Genomic DNA, 21,660 nt, shown 5'->3' on the forward strand with positions numbered 1-21,660 from the left:
CACCACGACGGCATGCGTGACGGTATCGGGCAGTGCGTCCTGCATGACATCGAGCGGCACGACCTCATGGCCCGCGCGCACGAATGCCGGTGCGTACTCCCCGTAGGTGAGCGCAGCGATTGCTACACGCGCGCGCGGCAACAACGCGGGCAGCGCGCGGATCGCGGCCTGGCTGCCCGCCACCGCCAGCACGTGGCGGGCGTCGGGCGCGCCGTAGTAGTGCGCGGCGCTCGCGGCGAAGCCGTCCCCGTCGTCGGGCAGGCGCCGCCATGCCGCGGATGGCACCGGCGGCACAGGGTAGCCGTGCGGATTGATGCCGGTGGAAAGGTCGATCCACGCGTGCCAGGCGATGCCGTAACGCTGCGCGGCTTCGTGCAGATCGCCGCCGTGCGCGACGAGTGCGGCTGGTTGTTCAGACATGGCTCGCCACGCTCACGAAGGCCAGCGCGAGCAGCGCGGCGAGCCACAAAATGGTGGTGCGCTCGACGAGCCGCAAGGCCGCATCCACGTGCTGCGCGCGCGGCGGCGAGCCCGCGCCGAGCGCCGGGCGCTCCTCCAGCATGCCGTGATACACGGCCGCGCCGCCCAGCAGCACGTTCAGGCTGCCCGCGCCGGAGGCCATCACCGTACCCGCGTTCGGGCTCTCCCAGCGATGCGCCTGTTCGCGCCAACAGCGCAGCGCCACGCGCGTGTCGCCGAGTAGCGCGTAGCTCGCGGCCGTGAGGCGCGCGGGAATCCAGTTGAGCACGTCGTCGATGCGCGCGGCCGCCCAGCCGAAGCGCAGGAAGCGCGGCGTGCGGTAGCCCCACATGGCATCGAGCGTGTTGGCGAGACGAAACGCGAGGGCGCCGGGGCCCCCCGCGATCGCGAACCAGAACAGCGCGCCGAAGATCGCGTCGTTGCCGTTTTCGAGCGCCGATTCGACGGCCGCGCGCGAGAGCGCGGTGGCGTCTGCCCCGGCTGTGTCGCGCGAGACGATGCGGCCGGTCAGCTCGCGCGCGGCGGCGAGGTCGCGCCGGGCGAGCGCGGCGCCGATCGGCGCGATGTGCTCCGTGAGGCTGCGGGCGCCGAGCGCGAACCAGAGCAGCGCGACGTGCAGTGCCCAGGCGAGCGGCCAGGGTAGCAGGGCGCACAGCAGCGCGGCGACGACGACGGGCGGTGCGACGGCGGCGAGCCATGCGACGAGGCCGAGCGGACGGCCACGGCGGCCCGTGTTCAGGCGCGCTTCGATCTGGTTCGCGTATTTGCCGAAGGCGACGAGCGGGTGTGCACGGCGCGGTTCGCCGAGCCAGCGGTCCACGGCGACGCCGGCCACGGCGAGCGCGGCGGTGACGGGTAGCGAGAGCATCATGAGGTCCCGCGCGGCGCTTTGAGCACCAAAGGCAGGCCCGCGGCGACAAGCGTCGCCTGATCGGCGAGCGCCGCGATGCGCTGATTGAGGCGGCCGAGTTCGTCCACGTAACGGCGCGTGGCCGCGCCCATCGGCACGACGCCCATGCCGATCTCGTTGCTCACCACGAGCACCGTGCCCTGTGCGCGCTCGCAGGCGGCAGCGAAGGCGTCGAGGCGCTCGCGCCAGTCGGGCAGCGGCGCTTCGGAGTCGGCGGGGCAAAGCAGGTTCGCGAGCCACAGCGTGAGGCAGTCGATCAGCACGCACTGGCCGGGCCCCGCGGCTGCGTCGAGGGCGAGCGCGAGATCGAGCGGCGCCTCGGCGAGCGCCCAGTGCGCGGGCCGCCGCGCGCGATGGTGGCCGATGCGCTCGGCGAACTCGGTGTCGTCCGTCACGCGCGCGGTGGCGATATAGGTGACGGGCAGGCCGCTCGCGGCAGCGAGGCGTTCGGCGTGCGCGCTCTTGCCCGAGCGCGCGCCGCCGACGATGAAGGTGAGATCGCGCGAATTCATCGCGTGATTGTAACGGCTGCACCCAGGCTCGCTGTTCTCCCATCGGTCAATGTCGCGCCGTGGTCCTGCGCCGTGGTCCTGCATCGGGCGGCGGCGCGATGGGATAATGCGCGTTCGCCTTCGCTGCCCCCCATGCGCTTCATGACCGCCACGCTACCCGCCATGCCCCGCGTACCCACCGGCACGCTGATGATCCAGGGCACGACCTCCGATGCCGGCAAGAGCACGCTCGTCGCCGGCCTGTGCCGCCTCGCGCGCCGCGCGGGTGTACGCGTCGCGCCGTTCAAACCGCAGAACATGGCGCTCAACAGCGCCGTGACCGTGGATGGCGGCGAGATCGGCCGCGCCCAGGCGCTGCAGGCTGTCGCCGCCGGCATCGAGGCGCACACCGACCTCAATCCGGTGCTGCTCAAGCCCAATAGCGACCTCGGCTCGCAGGTCATCATCCACGGCAAGGCGCGCATGAATCTCAACGCGCGCGCGTACCAGGACTACAAGCCGCTCGCGCGCGAGGCCGTGCTGGCGTCCTACGCGCGTCTGCGCGCGCGCTACGACACGGTGTTCGTGGAGGGCGCGGGCAGCCCCGCCGAAGTCAACCTGCGCGCCAACGACATCGCCAACATGGGTTTCGCCGAGGCGGTCGATTGCCCGGTCGTGCTCGTGGCCGACATCGACCGGGGCGGCGTATTCGCGCATCTGATCGGCACGCTGGCCTGTCTTTCCCAGAGCGAGCGCGCGCGCGTCAAAGGTTTCGTCATCAACCGTTTTCGCGGCGACCGCACGCTGCTGGAACCGGGCCTCGCCTGGCTCGAGCAGCAGACGGGCAAGCCGGTGCTGGGCGTCGTGCCGTATCTGCACGGCCTCACGCTCGACGCCGAGGACATGCTGCCCGGCGCGGTCCACAGCGGCGCGCAGGCCGGCGGCGAGACGCTGCGCGTGATAGTGCCGGCGCTGCCGCACATCAGCAACCACACCGACTTCGATGCGCTGCGCGCCCATCCGCAGGTCGATTTCACCTATGTGCGCACGGGCGAAGCGCCGCCCGTCGCCGATCTCGTGATCCTGCCGGGCTCGAAGAACGTGCGCGACGACCTCGCGTGGCTGCGCGCCCAGGGCTGGGATACGGCGCTCGCGCGGCATCTGCGCTATGGCGGCCGCGTGATCGGTATTTGCGGCGGCATGCAGATGCTCGGGCGCGCGATTGCCGATCCGCACGGCGTGGAGGGCGAGCCGGGCGCGGTCGAGGGTTTCGGCTGGCTCGACTACGAGACCGTGCTCACGCGCGAAAAGACCTTGAAGAACGTGACGGGCGCGCTCGCGCTGGAAGGCGCTCACGGGCATGCGGACGCGGGCCCGGCGCGCGTGGCGGGCTACGAAATTCATATGGGCGAGACGCGCGGGCGGGCGCTAGCGTCGCCCGCGCTGTGGCTCGCTGAGGAAGACGAGGGGGCGACGCGCCCCGATGGTGCGCGCTCGGCGGACGGCCAGATTCTCGCGACCTACGTGCACGGCCTCTTCGACACGCCGCAAGCCTGCGCGGCGCTCTTGCGCTGGGCCGGGCTCGCGCAGGCGCGCGCGGTGGACTATCCGGCGTTGCGCGAGGCGTCGCTGGAGCGGCTGGCGGACACGCTCGCGGCGAGCCTCGATCTGGAGAAGGTGTTCGGCGTAATCCGCTGACAGCGCAGCTAAAAGCGCGGCTGCCCGGCTCAGTAAAGCACCATCTGCGTACAGCGGAACAGCGCGATGGTCTTGCCGTCCGGGCCGCTCACGGTGGCGTCCCAGACCTGGGTGCTGCGCCCGAGGTGCACGCCCTTGGCCACGGCCGAGATCGTGCCTTCGCGCGCGGTGCCCAGATGATTGCTCTTGATCTCGATGGTCGTGAAGTTTTTCGCGTTGGGCGGCAGGTGCGCGAGGCAGGCGTAGCCGCAGGCCGTGTCGGCGAGACCGATCACCGTGGCGGCGTGCAGGAAGCCATTGGGGGCGAGCAGGTCGCTGCGCACGTCGAGTTCGGCGCGCAGCAGGCCTTGCTCGAGGACCAGCGGCCGAAAGCCCAGCAAATCGGGCAGGCGGCCGCGCTGCCTCTCGAGCAGGGATTCGATCGTGATGTCGTGGCGTAGCGTGCTCATGGTCGCTCAGTCTCCTTGATTTGATATGAACATTGCGGGTGCGCGCTCGTGGGGGGGCTTCGGCGGCGCGCAATTTGCCGATAATATCGGACGGTTGATTCGGGGCGCCGGCTCGTCCGCAAGTCGCCTCGCAAGGTATCGAAACACGCATCACGCAAAATCACGGCAATCCGGCTGGCCTTGCGCCAGCCATCCTGACGGGAGCATTCATGACGGTAATCGTGGTGGCGAATCCCAAGGGCGGCGTGGGAAAGAGCACGCTGTCCACCAATCTGGCCGGCTATTTCGCCGCACAAGGCGAGTGGGTGGCGCTCGCGGACCTCGACCGGCAGCAGTCCTCGCACGCATGGCTCGATCTGCGGCCCGCGACGCTGCCGGCGATCGAAAGCTGGCAGGTCGATCTGGACAACCCGGCCAAGCCGCCCAAGGGACTCGAGCACGCAGTCATCGACACGCCCGCCGGCCTGCACGGCAACCGGCTCCAGGCGATCATCGAGCTGGCGGACAAGGTGATCGTGCCGCTGCAGCCCTCGATGTTCGACATTCTTGCCACCCAGGACTTCCTGAACCGCCTCGCCAAGGAGAAGTCCGTGCGCAAGGGGGCGATCCAGGTGGGCGTGGTGGGCATGCGGGTGGATGCGCGCACGCGCTCGGCCGAGCAGCTGCAGCGCTTCGTCGAGGGCCTCGAACTACCGGTGCTGGGCTATCTGCGCGACACGCAGAACTACGTGCAGCTCGCTGCGCACGGCCTCACGCTGTGGGACGTCGCGAAGAGCCGGGTCGAGAAGGACCTCGACCAGTGGCAGTCGATCGTCGGTTGGGTCGACGGCAAATAAGCGCGCCAAAAGGCGGGCAAGCGCGGCGGCGCGGGCCCGATGAGCCGCGTCCGCCAGCCCCGCGGTTTAGCTCCAGGCCTGCGTGGGCACGTGGTCGCGGCTGCCCTTGATGCGGTTGTTCTCGTCCACGAACACGAGGTCCGGTTTCCAGCCGGCCTTGAGCTCTTCCTCTTCCACGTTCGCGAAGGCCGCGATGATCACGAGGTCGCCCAGTTGCGCGCGGCGCGCGGCCGAGCCGTTCAGCGAGATCATGCCGCTGCCGCGCTCGCCCTTGATCGCGTAGGTCGTGAAGCGCTCGCCATTGTTGATGTTCCAGATGTCGATGCGCTCGTTTTCGACGATGTTCGCCGCTTCGAGCAGGTTTTCGTCGATGGCGCACGAGCCTTCGTAGTGCAGCTCGCAGTGCGTGACCGCGACGCGGTGGATCTTCGACTTGAGCATATGGCGTTGCATGGAGGGTCTCCTCAGGCGAGCGGGCGCGCGGCCCGCCGCGGGTAAGCGGAATCTGGGGGGATCGGGTGAAAGCGGGACGGCGCGGCCGCCCGCGGCCCTCAGATTTCGAGGTTGTCGATCAGGCGCGTCGCGCCGAGCTTCGCGGCGGCCAGCACGACGAGCGGCGACTCGGCGTCGCCGGCCACGCCCGGCGCGGGCGGCAGCAGGTTCGCGCGCTTGCGGATCGCGATGTAGTCGGGCTTCCAGCCGCGCGCGGCGAGCGTCGCCATGGCGTCGAGTTCGAGCTGCTGGAAGTCGCGGCGGCCCGACAGCACCGACTCGCGGGTCGCGCGCAGCACGCCCGCCAGTTGCGGCGCCTCGGCGCGCTCGGCTTCCGTGAGGTAGCGGTTGCGCGAGCTGAGCGCGAGGCCGTCGGTGTCGCGCACGGTTTCGGCGGCGATCACTTCGGTCGGCAGCGCGAACTGGTTGCACATCGCGCGCACGATCATGAGCTGCTGGTAATCCTTCTTGCCGAACACGGCCACGCGCGGCTGCACGCACGACATCAGCTTCATGACGACCGTGCACACGCCTTCGAAGAAACCGGGGCGGAACTCGCCTTCCAGAATGTCGCCCAGATCGTGCGGCGGGCGCACGCGGTACTCCTGCGGCTGCGGATACATGTCGCGCTCGGTGGGCGCGAACAGCACGTAGACGTTTTCCTTCTGCAGCTTCTCGATGTCGTCCTGAAGCGTGCGCGGATACTTGTCGAAGTCCTCGTTCGGGCCGAACTGCAGCCGGTTGACGAAGATACTCGCCACGACCGGGTCGCCGTGCTGGCGTGCGAGGCGCATCAGCGAGAGATGGCCTTCGTGCAGGTTGCCCATGGTCGGCACGAACGCCGTGCGGTTTTGGCCGCGCAACTGGTCGCGCAATTCCTGAATCGAGCTGATGACTTTCATGGTCGGATGCTTTATGCCTCGCGCGGGGGCAAGACTTGGGTTGCACGGCCGCAAGCCAGAGACCCGGACGAAGGGCCGCGAGCGGACGTTGCGCGCCCGGTCCGCGCGAGTGGCGCGGTGCCCCGTATATGGGACGAGACCGGGCAGGCGCGGGCGATTGTAGTGGATTTGTGAATGCGGCGCACCCGCCTCGGGTAGGGGCTTGTCCTGACGTTCCGCTGTGCGGCCCTTTGGAGGTTCCCGCACGATGCGGTCCTATTTACTGCCTTCGCTGCGCGCGGACCCGGGCAAGGCCGGCCGGGGATCAGGCGGGCAAATACGCGAGCCGCACGTAAATCGGCGCGAACGGTTCGGGCTGGGTGATCTCGATGAGCGATTCGCGCGACAGCTCCAGCATGGCGATGAAGTTCACGACCACGACGGGCACGCCGCGCGTAGTGTCGAACAGCTCGGAAAATTCCATGAAGCGCTCGCCCTGGAGCCGGCGCAGGATGATGCTCATGTGCTCGCGCACCGAGAGCTCCTCGCGCGAGATCTTGTGATGCTGGACGAGCTTCGCGCGCTTGATGACGTCGGCCCACGCGGCGCGCAGGTCGTTGCTGTCCACGTCGGGGAAGCGCGGCGTGATGCTCTGCTCGATGTAGACCTCGGCGCGCAGGAAGTCGCGCCCGAGCTGCGGCAACTGGTCCAGGCGCTGGGCGGCGAGCTTCATCTGCTCGTATTCGAGCAGGCGGCGCACGAGTTCGGCGCGCGGGTCCTCGGCTTCCTCGCCGGTGTCGGCCTTCTTGACCGGCAGCAGCATGCGCGACTTGATCTCGATGAGCATGGCCGCCATCAACAGATATTCGGCCGCGAGTTCGAGGTTGGTCTTGCGCAGTTGCTCGACATAGCCGAGGTACTGGGTCGTGACCTCCGCCATCGGGATGTCGAGGACGTTGAAGTTCTGCTTGCGGATGAGGTACAGCAGCAGGTCGAGCGGACCTTCGAAGGTCTCGAGGAAGACTTCGAGCGCGTCCGGCGGGATGTAGAGGTCCTGCGGGAGCTTGAAGAGCGGCTCGCCGTAAAGGCGTGCAAACGCGACGCCGTCGACCGTGTCGGGCGTCGAGTCGGTTGCGGGTGTGGTCAGCGCCTCACCGGGCGTTTGCCCGGCAGCGTGGCCCCCGTGACTGGCCGCGTGCTCGCCCGCTGGCGGCGCGCCGGCCCCGTCGGCCTCGGCCATCAGAAGTTCTGGTAGTAGACGTAAGACGTCTGCTTCACGCGCGAAGCCTGCTGGCGCTCGCGCTCGTCGAGGTCGATCGGCTGCTTGTCCCACAGGAGCGCGCGGCCCTTGCGTTGCTGTTCTTCGAGCTGCGGCTTTTGCTGCTTGAGCTGGTTGATGAACTGCGTGATGTCCGATTGATACATGGCTGACGTCCGTCCAGTAAGGCGGGGCGCCTGATTGCGCCGCGCCGCTAATTCTGTCGGCGGCAATTTTACCGCAAGCCAACGCCGCGGAACATCCGCCCGGGCGCAACGCGTTGGCCATCCCCTCGGCCGCCCCGCGCGCGCCATAGGTCCGGCCGCGCCCGCCGTTGTGGCACGCTTTGCACCTCCTCCTGGGGTTTTGACGCGCCGATGTGGTGAAATAACGCGTTTGCGCCCGTTGCCGCTTCCCGTGCCGCCCTGCGCGCGAGCGGTGCAACCGGTGGCAACCAGTTCTACGACGGCAGGAGGTGGCGTTTGGCGGGATGGGTGATCGAAGCATTGAGCGCACGGCGGCGCCCCTCGCGGGCGGCGCGGCCACGGCTCGCCGCGTGCCTGATCGTGTGCCTCGCCGTGTGCTCCGCTGTGGCACCGCCCGCCCGGGCCGACATCCTGACCACCCTCCTGCCGTGGATGCGCCCGCGCACCTACTACGACGTCGATATCCAGGCCACCCCGCGCGATCTGCGCAAGCTGCTCGAGGCGCACCTCGACATTGCGCGCTTCGCCACGCGCGCCGACGTGAACGAGGACCAGTTCGAGTTTCTCGTGACCGCGACGCCGCAACAGGTGCGCGACCTCGCGTCGACGGCGGGCTATTTCACGCCGGTCGTGCGCACCGATGTGCGCACGATCGACGGCAGGCGGCACGTGCGGGTGAGCGTCGATCCGGGGCCGCGCACCACGATTTCGTCGGTGAAACTCGTGTTTCGCGGTCCGGTCCTCACGGAAGACCCGGCGCAGGAGAACACCGCGCGCTTCGCGTTCTCGCTGCACGAAGGCGACGCCTTTACGCAGTCGGGCTGGGACGACGCCAAGAACGGCTCGCTCAAGGCGCTGCAGGCGCGCCGCTACCTTGGCGCGAAGATTACGTTTTCGGAGGCGCGGGTCGATCCGCTCAGGCACGACGCGCAACTTTCCGTAACGTTCGACAGCGGGCCGACCTTTACGCTGGGCAAGCTCGATGTTTCGGGGCCGCGGCGCTATCCGGGCTACATCATCGACAATGTGAATCCGCTTTCGCCGGGCGAAATCTACGACCTGAAGCGCGTGGCCGAACTGCAGCGCCAGGTGCAGAACACGCCGTACTACGCGAGCGTGGCGATCGACGTCGACGCGAACACGCAAAAGCCGCTCGAGACGCCCGTGCACGTGAAGGTGAGCGAGTTCCCGTACAACAACTTCCGCGGCGGCGTGGGTTATTCGACCGATACCGGCGCGCATGTACAGGGCTCCTACACCTACCTGAACACGTTCGGGGCGGCGTGGCCGTTCCAGGTGCAGGGGCGCCTCGACCAGATCCAGAAGTTCGGTCAGGTCCAGCTTTCGATGCCGCCGGGTCCGCGCGCCTGGACCAACAGCCTCGTCGCGTCTTACACCACCACCGACGTCTCGGACACCAACATCTATAGCGCGCGCGTCGGGGTGCAGCGCACGCGCACCTCGCAGAACATCGACTATGCGTACGCGCTGATGTTCTACGACGACCGACTTACGCAGAACGTGGGGCCGTCCTCGCGGGCCTATGCGCTCGTGCCGACCTGGGGCTGGACCCGCCGCAACGTCGACGACCCGCTCTTTCCGCGCTCGGGCAACATCATCCGCGTGGAGGCGGGCCTCGCGCTCAAGAACGCGGGCGCCGAGCAAAGCTTCTTTCGCGCCTACATGCGCGGCCAGCAATACCTGCCGATCGGCCACAGCGACATCATGGTGTTCCGCGCGGAACTGGGCGGCGTGTTCACGGGCGGCCCGTCGAGCGGCATCCCCGCGTCGCTGCTGTTCCGTGCGGGCGGCTCGAACTCGGTACGCGGCTACTCGTTCCAGAGCATCGGTAACGACCAGTCGGGCTCGATCCTGCCGACCAAGTATCTCGTCACCGGCTCGGCCGAGTACCAGCACTGGTTCAGCCACGACTGGGGCGGCGCGGCGTTCTTCGACGTCGGCACCGCCACCGACACCTGGGGCGAAAAGCAGTTCGATCCGGGCGCGGGTATCGGCGCGCGCTGGCGCAGCCCCGTCGGGCCGGTCAACCTCGATCTCGCCTATGGGTTTCGCACCCACAGCGTGCGGCCTTATCTGACACTCGGGATCGCCTTCTGATGATGACGTGCTCGCTGCTCCGCTTCGCAACGCCTCCTGCGCCGCACGGCGAGGGGGCCGCATGAGCGCGCGCCGTTTTGCTGCGGTGGCATGGCTGCCGGCCACGTTCGCGGTGCCGCCGGAAGAAGCTGGCCGCAGCCCGGACGATGAAGCGCGCAGCGAAGCCGGCGGCCATGGAGGACATGGCGGCGACGGCGGCGCGGGCGGCGACGGTGCGCCGCCGCGCCGCCGCGGGCCGCGGCTCTGGAAGGCGCTTGCCTGGGCGATCGTCGTGCCGGTGCTGCTCGTCGGGCTCGTCGCCGGTTTGCTCTATGGCGTGCTGACCACCGAGCGCGGCACGGCCTACGCGTGGCGCGCGGCGGTCAGGCTGCTCGACGGCAAGCTCGCGGGCCGGTTCGAAGGCGGCACGCTCGCGAGCGGTGTGCGCTTTTCCAACGTGAGCTGGCGCGGCACGGACGGCACCACGCTCAAGGTCGACCGCATCGGCGGCCAATGGGAGCTGCAGGGCTTCGGCCAGCAACCGTGGCGCTTCGTGGTGGACTATCTGCATGCCGGCGACATCGAGATGCGCGTCGTGCCGTCGCACGAGCCTTCCTCGCCCATGAAGCTGCCGGAAAACCTGCAGCTGCCGCTCGGGCTCGAGATCCGCGACCTGCAGGTGGACAAGCTCACGGTGCACGAAGGCACCTCGACCAACGAGTTCTCGCACTTCCAGTTCCACGGCCGCAGCGACGGCCGCCATCACGAGGCCGCCATCGAGCATCTCGACACGCCCTTTGGCGCAGTGAGCGCCGAGGCGAAGCTCGACGGCGTGCGGCCGTTCGCGCTCACGGGCGACCTGGGCTACTCCGGCAAGGTGAACGGCGAAGACGTGCAGGTGAGCGCAAACCTCGCCGGCTCGCTCGAGGCGCTCACGGCCGATGTCGAGGCGAGCGGCATGAAGCTCACCGGCCGCGCGCATGTGGAGGCCACGCCGTTCGCTGCCGTGCCGCTGCAGCGGGTCACGCTCGCGTTCGATCATGTCAATCCGCAGGCGTTCGCGCCGGGCGCGCCGTTCGCCGACCTCGCCGTGCGTGCGCAGTTGCAGCCGGTGCCGGGCGGCGCGGCGGGCGTGCCGGCGGCGCTCGCAGCGGTGGCTTCGGGCGCGGCGGCGGTGTCGGGCGTGACGCCGGCTTCGGTGCCGGCGCCGGCATCGGCGCCTGCGGGCGGGGCGAAGCCCGATGCGGCGCGCGCGCGCAGTAATGTGGCGGGCTTCACGGTGGCGGGCGCGGTCTCGATCGTGAACGCGAAGCCGGGCGCCATCGACGAAAAGCTGCTGCCGCTCATCGACGCCCACGCCGACGTCGTGCTCGACGCGAAGACGCAGCGCATTCCGAGGCTTGCCGTGCGTCTCGTGAAGAACGCGACGATCACCGGCGGCGGCACGATCAGCGGGCGCGACGGGCGTTTCGATCTGAAGGTGGCCGGGCTCGACCTCAACGCGATCCAGTCGAGCGTGCGCGCCACGCAATTCGCGGGGCCGGTCGGCGTGCGGCTGAATGGCGACGTCCAAAGCGTCACGCTCGATCTCGCCGACCCCAAGGCGGCGCTGCGCGTGCAGGGCAAGATCACGCAGGACCCCGCGCGCCTGTCGCTCAACGATGTGCGGCTGACTTCCGGCGCGGGGCGCATCGACCTGTCGGGTGCGCTCAAGCACGACGCCAGTTCGACCTATCAACTCAAGGCGGTGCTGACCAATTTCGATCCGCTGTCGCTCACGTCGCAAACACCGGCGCGCACGGCCGCGAAAATTCCAGCGCCGGCCGACCGGCCGCGCCCTGCAGCCCAACCCGCCGCCGACGCGCTCAACCCGCAACGCAATCTCGCGCTCAATCCGGCGCTGAACCCGTCGCTCAATCCCGCGCAATCGGGCGAGCAGGCCGCCGAGCAAAAGCGCGTGGAGAACGCCAAGCAGACCGAGCGGGGCGGGGCGGCCCAGCACGAGGCGAAGCCGCGACCCGCCACGCGTCCCGCGGCCCGGCGCATCGAAGCGCGCGTGAACGGCACGCTCAATGCGAGCGGCACGCTCGCGCCCACCTTCACGACGCGGGCCGAGTTCAAGCTCGGCCCGAGCGTCTACGACGACTTGCCGCTCACGGGCGAGGGCCTCATCCAGCTGGCGGGCTCGCGGATTCTGCCAAGCCGCGCGAACCTCTCGGTCGCGGGCAATACCGTGGATCTGCAAGGCAGCTTCGGCGCGCGTGGCGACCGCTTGCGCTTTCGCGTGGATGCGCCGCAGCTCGACCGGCTCGGCTTTGGCATCGCGGGCCAGCTCGCGGCGAACGGCGACGTGACGGGCACCTTCGCACATCCCGACGTCTCGCTCGCCTACAAGGCCGACCACGTGGTGTTCGGCGATAACCGCGTCGGCCATGCCGAGGGCCGGGCGCTCGCGCGCGACGGCGCGAACGGCGCGCTCGCCTTCAGCACCGACGCGAGCGACATCGCCGTGGCGGGCGTCGATATCACGACGCTCACCGCGCGCCTCGACGGCACGCGCGCGAAGCACACGCTCACCGCGAGCGCGAAGGGCAAGGTCCAGGGCCAGCCGATCGACTTCGTGGCGGCGGCCAACGGCGGCCTCCAGGACACGCGCGAGGGCACGCGCTGGAACGGCACGGTGACGCAACTCGAAAACCGCGGCGTGCCCGGCGTGAAGCTGCAGTCGCCTCTCACCGTGAGCGCGGGCCCCGGCAAGGTCACGCTCGGCGCGACGCGTATCACGGGGGAAGGCGCGTCGCTCGACCTGAAATCGTTCGACCTCGACCATGGCCGCATCCGCTCGGCGGGCACGCTCACCAACGTGTCGCTTGCACGCATCATGCAAATCCGGCAGCAGTTCACGGGCGTACCGTCCACGCTCAGGACCGACCTGATCTTCGACGGCGACTGGGACTTCGCTGTCGGCCCGACGGCCACCGGCTATGTGCAGATCAAGCGCCGCTCGGGCGACATCACGACCGAGGTCGGCCGCGGCTTTGCCTCGCTCGGCGTGGGCGACCTCAACGTGCGCGCGGCCTTCAGCGGCGGCAACCACCTCACGCTCACGGCGCATGCGCAGGCGAACCGCGTGGGCGTGCTCGACATCGACGCTTACACGACGCTCATGCCGCGCGACGGCATCCTCACCGTCGCGGACGAGGCGCCGATCGGCGGCACCATCAAGGCGAACGTGCCCTCGCTCCGGAACACGGGCGGCATGCTCGGCCCGACTTACCTGCTCGACGGCCATCTCGCGTTGCAGCTTGCGCTCGGCGGCACGGTCGCGAAGCCGAATCTCACGGGCTCGCTGGTCGGCGACGGCATCTCGGCCACCGTGGTCGACCAGGGCGTGGAGCTGAAGGACGGCGTGATACGCATCGCGCTCTCGCAGAACCTGGTCGACTTCCAGCAGGTGGAGTTCCACGGCGCGACGAGCGGCACGCTGCGCGCAAAAGGCCAGGTGCGGCTCGACAACGCCGAGCCCGATCTCAGTGCGAGCATCGTTGCCGACAAGCTCGAGCTTTTCGCTTCGCCCGACCGCAAGCTGTCGCTTTCCGGCAGCGCGAGCATCGCCAACGGCGGGCATCTGGGCGGCATGCAGATCGACGGCAAGTTCACCGTCGATCACGCGCTCTTCGACATGCCCGAGTTGCCCGCGCCGTCGCTTGGCGACGACGTCGTGATCGTGCGCCCCGATGGCACGACGGTGGGCGGCAGGCCGCCCATCGAAGAAACGGCGTCGACCAGGCCCGCGCCACGCTTTGCCCCGCGCGCGAACGTCGACATCGATCTCGGCCACGACTTCCGTTTCCGCGGGCAGGGCGCGGATCTGGGCCTGGCGGGCACGATTACGGTCAACAGCGCGCCGGACGTCCCGCTGCGCGCGGTCGGCAACGTGCGCGTGACCGAAGGCTCCACGTACACGGCGTTCGGCACCAAGCTCAATATCGAAAACGGCTTCTTCACGTTCAACGGGCCGGTGGGCAATCCGGGCATCAACATTCTCGCCATGCGGCGCAACCAGCAGGTCGAGGCGGGCGTGCAGGTCACCGGCACCGTGCAGGCGCCGTCGGTGCGGCTCGTTTCCGAGCCCAACGTGCCCGATAACGAAAAGCTCTCCTGGCTGCTGTTCGGCCACGGCACCGACCAGGGCAACAACCTCGGCCAGCAGAGCGCGATGACGACGGCGCTCGCTCTGCTCGGCAGCGCGCAAGGCAAGCGCATTGCGCAGAGCATCGGCCTCGACGAATTTTCGATCGGGCGCAGCGAGGTGGGCCTGACCGACACCGAGGTCGTCATGATCGCGAAGGCCATCAACCAGCGTCTCGTGATCGGCTATGAGCAGGGCCTGCAGTCGGCGTCGAACGCGGTGAAGGCCACGATCAACCTCTCGCGCTACTGGTCGCTGGTGGTGTACGGCGGCACCTTCAACGGCGCCGATATTCTCTATACGCGGCGTTTCGATCGGCTTCGCCGGTAGGCAATCAGAAACCAACAATAAGCAGCAGCAAAGAAATGGCGCTGTCGCTAAATCGTGCTGGTAACTGGCATGCTAACCGCGTCTGGAAAGAACAGGCGTGGAGTTGGCGGACTGCTCGAAGCCTCGAAAAGATGAAGCCAGCCGGGGGCAGGCCGCCCAGCCCGTCACTTAACGTGTTGATGCAGGGCCTCGTGGGATAAGGGTTCATTCGAGCGCGGCGTTACATCCCGGCGCGAATTCCAGTAGGACGCCAGCGGGTGCTCTTCCTCCGGCAATTGACCGTGCGTAGAGCGACTAACAGACTATTCACATAGTTCCATAGTCGTGATTTACAGTGATTGAGGTACTACATGGATGAGGTCGCCTACAGTCGGGAGTTGCTTCAAGCCAGGCTTCTTATCGAGCTCATGTGCCAAGCGATTCAGAACGAGCTTGTGCTCAAGGGCGGCTTGGCCATGCGAGCTGTGCTCGGGAGCACCCGCTGCCGACATTGACCTGGACGCGGTGATGCCAGCGTCCGTCAGCCGAATTCAGGGCATCGTTCGCCGCTCCATTGACAGAGTTATCAAGCAGCATGGTCTAATCGAGGACCGTCAGTTTTCGAGCCCAAGCAGACAGAGACAACCCTGCGGTGGAAGGTCAATGGCCGCGCGCCGGGAACAGCACGCCCTATTTCTTTGACGGTCGAAGTATCCCGCCGCGAATGGGTCGCACCATTTCGCACCGAACAGCTTGAGCTGAACAAGGAATTCGCCGGAGGTGCGGCGCGAGGTCGCGTGCTGACGCTCGACGCGCAGGCCCTGGCTGTGTGCAAAGTGCTCGCTCTGACAGACCCCAAACGCGATGCACCGCGTGACCTCTTCGACTTGAGTGTGTTGCTCGAGACAGAGCTCGATGCCCCGGCTCAGCTGCTGGCCAGTCAATCTCCCGACCGGCTCGAGCAGGCGCTCACCGAACTGTGGGCAAAAGTCGAAAGCATGGACTACGAGCGTTTCAAAACGGACGTAGTGCCGTACCTGCGGCCAGAGACAGCAGCAGCGGTAACCGAAGAAGTCTACGAAGAAATGCAGGTCAACGTCGGTACGAACGTTGAACAATGGCTAGAGGACGCGCGCGCGCTCCAGAAAGAAGAAGGGGTTGCGGACGTCAAGCCGGAACGACCGGGAGCCAAATGATGGATATAGGTTTCGATTACGAGCGCGCTCGCACTGAGTGGAGATATGAACTCCTGGGACTTCTCGAGTCAAACGAAGCACCTCGCGTTTGCACCACGGAAGAGCTGGCGCGTCTGGTTCGTCGCGTACGGCCGCGCGCCAACGCCGATACAGTCCACAAAGCTATTGGCGGCCTGATGAAGGCGGGTGCCCTGCAAAAGGTGAGTCGCGGGCTCTATTTGAATCGTCGCAGTCGGCCTGCTGTCGAAGTAGCCGAAGCTGCACAGCATATTCGACAAGGTGCCGTTGTCTCACTCGAATCGGTGCTTGGAGAGTGCGGTTTTCTAAATAACCCGCCAGCTATTGTGACGGCTGTGGTGCCGCAACGCCCCGACTCCGTCCCCCGTGTTGGTTCCGTCAAGACCAGTGGCGGACAGGCGCTTCGATTCAACGCCCTGCCACCTCGATTCTTCCCGTCCTCCCAGGAGGAGACGCGCCTGCTGCTCCAAGCCGGCCGCCACTGTCCGGTGGTTAGACCTGAGGTAGCAGCTTTGCACTGGTTGCATCTGGCTTTGTCGCCCCGCAGCTCGATGCGGATGCCGCCGCAGGATGTGGATTTCAGTGTTTTGGATGCCGAGCTTCTCAGGGACCTCGCTTGGCGGTGGGAACTCTCACATGCGCTCGAGGAATGGAAAGAGAAGATTAACCTGGCTGGCGACATTCAGGAGCCCTCTCAGACAATCGCTCCGGTCTCGGAAGCACATCGGCAACGCGGCCTTGCGGCGCGTCAGCGGCTCATGGCAAGGCGCAAGCCCAACACTACCTGAGCCCCCAGATGCGCGGCGCAATCTCTCGCAGAACCCGCACTGGAATCCTGGGTCGTTTTTATCCAAGCGGGTGACGCTGCAGTCACCCTCCACCGTCGGCGTGCCTTTGCGCCGATATGGACGCTTCTCAAACGCAGCGCGGCCGAAGGCCCGCCACATCGGCGAATTGGGCAGAAGTTGACCTGGGAGCTCATCGCGCGGGTTCGTCTCCAGCATCGGCATCATCCGGTGAGGATAACGAAACGCGGCGTTGCGGTGAACGCCCGGTTCGTCTGCGACGTCCCGGACAAACATCAACGACTTCATGCACGCGTTTTCCAGCAGGATTACCTTGCCATGGATGAATGCGAATGTGATTCGCGTGAGCCCGGTGAAGGTCCTGGGGCAGCCGGCGCGACGCTACCGCTAGTGCCGCTCTCCGGCGTTTGTATGGCCCCACGTGCTGATGCCGTAGCGTCGGCGCCATAAAAAAAGGCACACCTCCGGGGTGTGCCTTTTTGCGAGTGGTGCAACGCCATGGCGTTTGCGCTTGTGTCGCATTAACGCACGCGCATGCCCGGCTTCGCGCCGCTATGCGGCTCGAGAATGTACAGACCCGGTTCGGCCTTCTCGTCGGCCGAAGACGCCGCGAGCACCATGCCTTCGGACATGCCGAACTTCATCTTGCGCGGCGCGAGGTTCGCGACCATCACCGTGAGCTTGCCCTTGAGGTCCTCCGGCTTGTACGCCGAACGGATACCCGAGAACACGTTGCGGGTTTTTTCCTCGCCCACGTCGAGCGTGAGCTGCAGCAGCTTGTCCGACCCTTCGACGATATTGCAGTCGACGATCAGCGCCACGCGCAGGTCGATCTTCGCGAAGTCGTCGATGGAGATGACTTCCGGCGTTTCATCGGCGGCAGGCTTCTTCGCTTCCTTGGCAGCCTTCGACTTCTTGTTCGCATCCGCAGCCGCGGCGGCGGGTGCATCGGTTGCCTGCAGCGAATCGCGGTTGGCGGCAAGCAGCGCTTCGATCTGCTTCGGATCGACGCGCGTCATCAGGTGCTTGTACGCGTTGATCGGCTGTTGCGACGAAAGCGCCTTGCCGGCATCGGCCCAGGTCAGCGGCTCGATCGCGAGGAACTGTTCCACCCCTTCTGCGAGCGTGGGCAGCACCGGCTTCAGCGCGAGCGAAAGCAGGCGGAACGCCTCGAGGCTCACGCTGCAGGTCTCGTGCAGCGCCACCGAGTTGGCCGGATCCCTGGCCTGTTCCCACGGCTTGGCCGTGTCGACGTAGCCATTCACGGCGTCGGCGAGTTCCATCGTCTGGCGCAGCGCGCGGCTGTATTCGCGTGCTTCGTAGTGCGCAGCGATTTGCGCAATCGCGCCGCGCAGTTGCTCGAGCAGCGGATGGTGCATCGCGCTGTCCTGCACGCGGCCGTCGAAGCGCTTGATCAGGAAGCCCGCCGCGCGGCTTGCGATGTTGATGTACTTGCCGACGAGGTCGCTGTTCACGCGCGCCTGGAAGTCTTCGAGGTTCAGGTCGAGGTCTTCCATCGTGCTGTTGAGCTTCGCGGCGAAGTAGTAGCGCAGCCACTCGGGGTTCAGGCCCGTGGTCACATAGCTTTCCGCCGTGATGAACGTGCCGCGCGACTTCGACATCTTCGCGCCGTCCACGGTCAAAAAGCCGTGTGCGAAGACGTTGGTCGGCGTGCGGTGGCCCGAGAACTGCAGCATCGCCGGCCAGAACAGCGTATGGAAGTACAGGATGTCCTTGCCGATGAAGTGGTACTGCTCCGTCTTCGAGCCGGCCTTCACCCATGCCTCGAAATCGAGGCCGCGCTTTTCGCACAGGTTCTTGAAGCTCGCGTAATAGCCCACGGGCGCATCGAGCCATACGTAGAAGTACTTGCCGGGCGCGCCCGGAATTTCGAAGCCGAAGTAGGGGGCGTCGCGCGAGATGTCCCAGTCGGCGAGCTTCGATTCGCCCGATTCGCCCAGCCACTCGCGCATCTTGTTGGTCGCTTCCGGTTGCGCGAGGCCGCTCACCCAGCCGCGCAGGAAATCTTCGCAGCGCGGGTCCGAGAGACGGAAGAAGTAGTGCGTCGAGGTCTTGCGGATGGGCGTCGCGCCCGAGACCACCGAGTACGGATTCTTCAGGTCAGTGGGCGCGTAGGTCGAGCCGCACACCTCGCAGCTGTCGCCGTACTGGTCCTTCGCGCCGCACTTCGGGCACTCGCCCTTGATGAAGCGGTCCGGCAGGAACATGTTCTTGACCGGGTCGTAGGCCTGCTCGATGTCGCGCGTTTCGATGAAACCCGCTTCCTTGAGCGCCAGATACACCGACTCGGAGAGCACGCGGTTCTCTTCGGAGTCCGTCGAGTAGTAATTGTCGAACGACACGCCGAAGCTGTCGAAGTCGCGCTTGTGCTCCTGCCACACGCGCGCGATCAGCTGCTGCGGCGTGAGGCCTTCCTTCTCCGCGCGCAGCATGACGGGCGTGCCGTGCGTGTCGTCGGCACCGACGTAGTAAACCTCGTGACCATGCATTCGCAGCGCGCGAACCCAGATGTCCGTCTGGATGTACTCGACCAGGTGGCCGATGTGGATCTGACCGTTGGCGTACGGCAGAGCAGACGTAACGAGAATCTGGCGGCGGCCGCTTTGATTGGCATGCGCGCCGGCTGCTGCGAGGTCGGTGGCGGGTGCTGACATAAGTGAGGGGAAGTCCGATGTTGCGGGGGGAAAGCGCGATTTTAGCAGGGCAGGCGCAGCGCCGTTCGGCGAGCCGGTGGACGCTCGTATGCGCAATGCCTGGATGGGGCGCGGGCTGCGAAAGTCGCGGGGATGCTGCGACGCACAAATTGCGGCCAAAAAAAACCGGGGCAAGATTGGCCCCGGAGCAACAACGACAAGAGGAGAATGGTGACGCGGCGGCACTGCCGCACACGTACCGTAAAGACAGACAGCACGGCTTGCCGAGAGTTCGAAAATTTTTTTCGATTCTCTGCAAGCGCATTGAAGCAGGCTTGAGAGGGCCGTCCAGCAAGGGTATCGGAGCGCGTGTTCGAGCAACTCCAAATGCAAACGGGGCGGCATGACTGCCGCCCCGTCAATGTGTCGCTGTTTTTTCTGCGCAGTCGCCGGCGCTGCGTTCCCGGCGACTGCGTCGGGCGAGCTTAACCGCCCTGGTGCTGCGACGTCGCGCGCAGGTACATTTCCACGCGGCGATTAGCAGCGCGGCCCGCTTCGGTGTTGTTGTCGGCGATCGGTTGCGTATCGCCGCGTCCCTCCGCCGCCATGCGCTGCATCTGAATGCCGCGAGACGCGAGGTAGTTCACGACGCTCTGTGCGCGGTTGACCGACAGCGTCTGGTTGTACGCGGCGGAGCCCGTGTTATCCGTATGGCCGACCACCTGCGCAACCACTTCCGGGTTCTGCTGGAGGGTCTGCGCGACCTGGTCGAGCACCGGCGCGAACGACGGCTTGATCGCGTAGCTGCTGGTGTCGAACGTCACATTGCTCGGGATGTCGAGCTTGAGCGAGCCGTCCGGCTGCTCGGTGATCTTCGTGCCGGTGCCCTTGGTGGCGCCCGAGAGCTTGTTGTGGATGTTCTGCCAGTTGTAACCGGTGATGCCGCCGACCAGTGCGCCGGCGCCCGCGCCGATTGCCGCGCCCTTGCCGCCGCCGAAGATGGCGCCGATCGCCGCGCCCGTGCCCGCGCCGACACCGGTGCCGACAGCCGTATTGGTGCCCTGCTGCGTCGCGCAGCCGGCGACGAGCGCGCCGGCAATGGCGAAGACGGACAGGCGAGTCAGGATTCTTGTGTTCATTTGCTTTCCTTTCTTGAGTGGAACGGACGCTGCCTGCGGCGTTCGCGGCCCCGCTTGCGAACAGGGTCTTCGAACGGTGCGCGGCGGCAGCTACTACAATGACGCCTTGAGGTTTGCGCCGCCAGGCGAAAGGCCGCTGGGTCGCGGCTTCGAGATCGCCTGGTCGGCATACAAAATCGATGCTGCCGCGAAGCGTGCCCTTTCGGGCAATTTTGCGCAATGCAGCTTAACAATTTCTTTCGATTTCCGGCGCGTAGGCGATCAGTCCTCACTCGGATCGGCGCTAACGCAGACCGGCATTCTCCCCACGGAGTTTCAATGAGCATAGATCGGGCTTTGGTCGACGCCGCGCTCGCGGCCTTGACGGACGCGAACACGGGCCATCCCTACACGGTGGCCAAGGGCGTGCGCAACGTGACCGTCGATGGCGATACGGTCGGCGTCGAGATCGTGCTCGGCTATCCGGCGAAGAGCCAGTTCGACGCGGTGCGCGCGCAGGTCGAAGCGGCGCTTGCCGCCGTGCCGGGCGTGAAGGCGAGCCGCGTCGCGGTCAGAAGCGAGATTACCGCGCATACGGTGCAACGCGGCGTGAAGCTGCTGCCCAACGTGAAGAACATCGTCGCCGTGGCCTCAGGCAAGGGCGGCGTGGGCAAGAGCACGACCGCCGTGAATCTCGCGCTCGCGCTCGCCGCCGAAGGCGCTTCGGTCGGCGTGCTCGACGCGGACATCTACGGCCCTTCGCTGCCGATGATGCTCGGCATCGAAGGCCGCCCCGAATCGCCCGACGGACAGTCGATGAATCCGCTCGAAGGCCACGGCGTGCAGGCCAACTCGATCGGCTTTCTGATCGAGCAGGACAACCCGATGGTCTGGCGCGGCCCGATGGCCACTTCCGCGCTCGAGCAGCTGCTGCGTCAGACCAACTGGCGCGAGCTCGACTATCTCGTGGTCGACATGCCGCCGGGCACCGGCGACATCCAGCTCACGCTCTCGCAGCGCGTGCCGGTGACGGGCGCCGTGATCGTCACGACGCCGCAGGACATCGCGCTGCTCGACGCGAAGAAGGGCCTCAAGATGTTCGAGAAGGTAGGCATTCCGATTCTCGGCATCGTCGAGAACATGGCCGTGCACATCTGCTCGAACTGCGGCCACGCCGAGCATATTTTCGGCGCGGGCGGCGGCGAGCGCATGGCCAAGGAGTACGGCGTGGAAGTGCTCGGCAGCCTGCCGCTCGACATCGCCATTCGCGAGCAGGCCGATTCGGGCAACCCCACCGTGGTGGCCGCACCCGAGGGGCCGGTGGCGGCAACCTATCGCGCGATCGCGCGGCGCGTGGCCATCCAGATCGCCGAGCGCGCCCGCGACATGACCTCGAAGTTCCCGACCATCGTCGTGCAGAACACCTGAGCGCCGGTGCGGCCGCAGCGCTCGTGCGGCGCCCCGCGCATGGGGACAGATAGGCGCGCGACGCGCCGCCTGCGCGGTATCATGTGGGCTTCATCGGGTCCGGTATGGCGGCAGCAACGGGGCTGCCGCCGCCCGGCAAGA

General features: G+C 67.0%; 16 protein-coding genes and 1 pseudogene. 7 read left to right on the forward strand and 10 right to left on the reverse strand.

What is annotated here, in order from left to right:
• The 3 genes and pseudogenes from AB4Y43_RS27390 to cobU form a co-directional block, all read right to left on the reverse strand.
• Window positions 1-420, reverse strand: a pseudogene (locus AB4Y43_RS27390) (threonine-phosphate decarboxylase); the annotation flags it as partial.
• Window positions 413-1,348, reverse strand: coding sequence for an adenosylcobinamide-phosphate synthase CbiB (cbiB, locus tag AB4Y43_RS27395; RefSeq protein WP_368729253.1), 936 nt, complete (start codon window positions 1,346-1,348; stop codon window positions 413-415). The pseudogene AB4Y43_RS27390 and the gene cbiB, both read right to left, overlap by 8 nt.
• Window positions 1,348-1,902, reverse strand: a complete 555-nt coding sequence (gene cobU, locus AB4Y43_RS27400) for a bifunctional adenosylcobinamide kinase/adenosylcobinamide-phosphate guanylyltransferase (protein WP_368729230.1) — start codon at window positions 1,900-1,902, stop codon at window positions 1,348-1,350. The genes cbiB and cobU overlap by 1 nt, the downstream gene beginning before the upstream one ends.
• Window positions 1,903-2,064: 162 nt before the next feature.
• On the opposite strand from cobU, the gene AB4Y43_RS27405 reads away from it, so the two are divergent.
• A complete protein-coding gene (locus AB4Y43_RS27405; protein ID WP_368729231.1) occupies window positions 2,065-3,579 on the forward strand; it encodes a cobyric acid synthase in 1,515 nt (504 codons plus the stop codon).
• Between the two features lie 29 nt (window positions 3,580-3,608).
• Here the strand turns inward: AB4Y43_RS27405 and AB4Y43_RS27410 are convergent, their stop codons facing one another.
• Window positions 3,609-4,028: a PaaI family thioesterase gene (locus AB4Y43_RS27410; RefSeq protein ID WP_069265444.1), complete on the reverse strand. Its 420-nt coding sequence runs from the start codon at window positions 4,026-4,028 to the stop codon at window positions 3,609-3,611.
• A 209-nt stretch (window positions 4,029-4,237) separates the two neighbouring features.
• On the opposite strand from AB4Y43_RS27410, the gene AB4Y43_RS27415 reads away from it, so the two are divergent.
• Complete coding sequence (locus AB4Y43_RS27415) at window positions 4,238-4,864, forward strand: ParA family protein (protein WP_368606875.1); 627 nt, start codon at window positions 4,238-4,240, stop codon at window positions 4,862-4,864.
• A gap of 66 nt (window positions 4,865-4,930) precedes the next feature.
• Here the strand turns inward: AB4Y43_RS27415 and panD are convergent, their stop codons facing one another.
• The 4 genes from panD to AB4Y43_RS27435 form a co-directional block, all read right to left on the reverse strand.
• Complete coding sequence (gene panD / locus AB4Y43_RS27420; protein ID WP_069265442.1) at window positions 4,931-5,317, reverse strand: aspartate 1-decarboxylase; 387 nt, start codon at window positions 5,315-5,317, stop codon at window positions 4,931-4,933.
• Window positions 5,318-5,415: 98 nt separating this feature from the next.
• A complete protein-coding gene (gene panC / locus AB4Y43_RS27425) occupies window positions 5,416-6,258 on the reverse strand; it encodes a pantoate--beta-alanine ligase (protein ID WP_368729232.1) in 843 nt (280 codons plus the stop codon).
• Window positions 6,259-6,562: 304 nt separating this feature from the next.
• The gene (locus tag AB4Y43_RS27430; RefSeq protein WP_368729233.1) at window positions 6,563-7,477 is read right to left on the reverse strand and encodes a ScpA family protein; all 915 of its coding nucleotides are present in this window, start codon (window positions 7,475-7,477) and stop codon (window positions 6,563-6,565) included.
• The gene (locus tag AB4Y43_RS27435; RefSeq protein ID WP_069265440.1) at window positions 7,477-7,662 is read right to left on the reverse strand and encodes a DUF3460 family protein; all 186 of its coding nucleotides are present in this window, start codon (window positions 7,660-7,662) and stop codon (window positions 7,477-7,479) included. The genes AB4Y43_RS27430 and AB4Y43_RS27435 overlap by 1 nt, the downstream gene beginning before the upstream one ends.
• Window positions 7,663-8,133: 471 nt before the next feature.
• On the opposite strand from AB4Y43_RS27435, the gene AB4Y43_RS27440 reads away from it, so the two are divergent.
• The 4 genes from AB4Y43_RS27440 to AB4Y43_RS27455 all read left to right on the forward strand — a co-directional run bounded on the left by AB4Y43_RS27440 (window position 8,134) and on the right by AB4Y43_RS27455 (window position 16,301).
• Window positions 8,134-9,819 (forward strand): autotransporter assembly complex family protein, encoded by a 1,686-nt coding sequence (locus AB4Y43_RS27440; protein WP_368606882.1) that lies wholly within the window; start codon window positions 8,134-8,136, stop codon window positions 9,817-9,819.
• 61 nt (window positions 9,820-9,880) lie between these two features.
• Window positions 9,881-14,320 carry a translocation/assembly module TamB domain-containing protein gene (locus tag AB4Y43_RS27445; RefSeq protein WP_368729234.1) on the forward strand — a complete coding sequence of 1,480 codons (4,440 nt, stop codon included), beginning with the start codon at window positions 9,881-9,883 and terminating at the stop codon, window positions 14,318-14,320.
• Window positions 14,321-14,946: 626 nt separating this feature from the next.
• Window positions 14,947-15,495 carry a nucleotidyl transferase AbiEii/AbiGii toxin family protein gene (locus AB4Y43_RS27450; protein ID WP_368729254.1) on the forward strand — a complete coding sequence of 183 codons (549 nt, stop codon included), beginning with the start codon at window positions 14,947-14,949 and terminating at the stop codon, window positions 15,493-15,495.
• Window positions 15,492-16,301, forward strand: coding sequence for a hypothetical protein (locus tag AB4Y43_RS27455; RefSeq protein ID WP_368729235.1), 810 nt, complete (start codon window positions 15,492-15,494; stop codon window positions 16,299-16,301). The genes AB4Y43_RS27450 and AB4Y43_RS27455 overlap by 4 nt, the downstream gene beginning before the upstream one ends.
• A gap of 539 nt (window positions 16,302-16,840) precedes the next feature.
• On the opposite strand, the gene metG is transcribed toward AB4Y43_RS27455, so the two are convergent.
• Together metG and AB4Y43_RS27465 are read right to left on the reverse strand one after the other, a co-directional pair.
• Window positions 16,841-18,994 carry a methionine--tRNA ligase gene (gene metG / locus AB4Y43_RS27460; protein ID WP_368729236.1) on the reverse strand — a complete coding sequence of 718 codons (2,154 nt, stop codon included), beginning with the start codon at window positions 18,992-18,994 and terminating at the stop codon, window positions 16,841-16,843.
• A 464-nt stretch (window positions 18,995-19,458) separates the two neighbouring features.
• A complete protein-coding gene (locus AB4Y43_RS27465; protein ID WP_069265434.1) occupies window positions 19,459-20,112 on the reverse strand; it encodes an OmpA family protein in 654 nt (217 codons plus the stop codon).
• 318 nt (window positions 20,113-20,430) lie between these two features.
• Between AB4Y43_RS27465 and apbC the strand changes: the two genes are divergently transcribed.
• A complete protein-coding gene (apbC, locus tag AB4Y43_RS27470) occupies window positions 20,431-21,519 on the forward strand; it encodes an iron-sulfur cluster carrier protein ApbC (protein WP_069265433.1) in 1,089 nt (362 codons plus the stop codon).
• Window positions 21,520-21,660: the final 141 nt, after the last annotated feature.

It is taken from the genome of Paraburkholderia sp. BR10872, from assembly GCF_040965835.1.
Classification (GTDB): Bacteria; Pseudomonadota; Gammaproteobacteria; order Burkholderiales; family Burkholderiaceae; genus Paraburkholderia; species Paraburkholderia nodosa_A.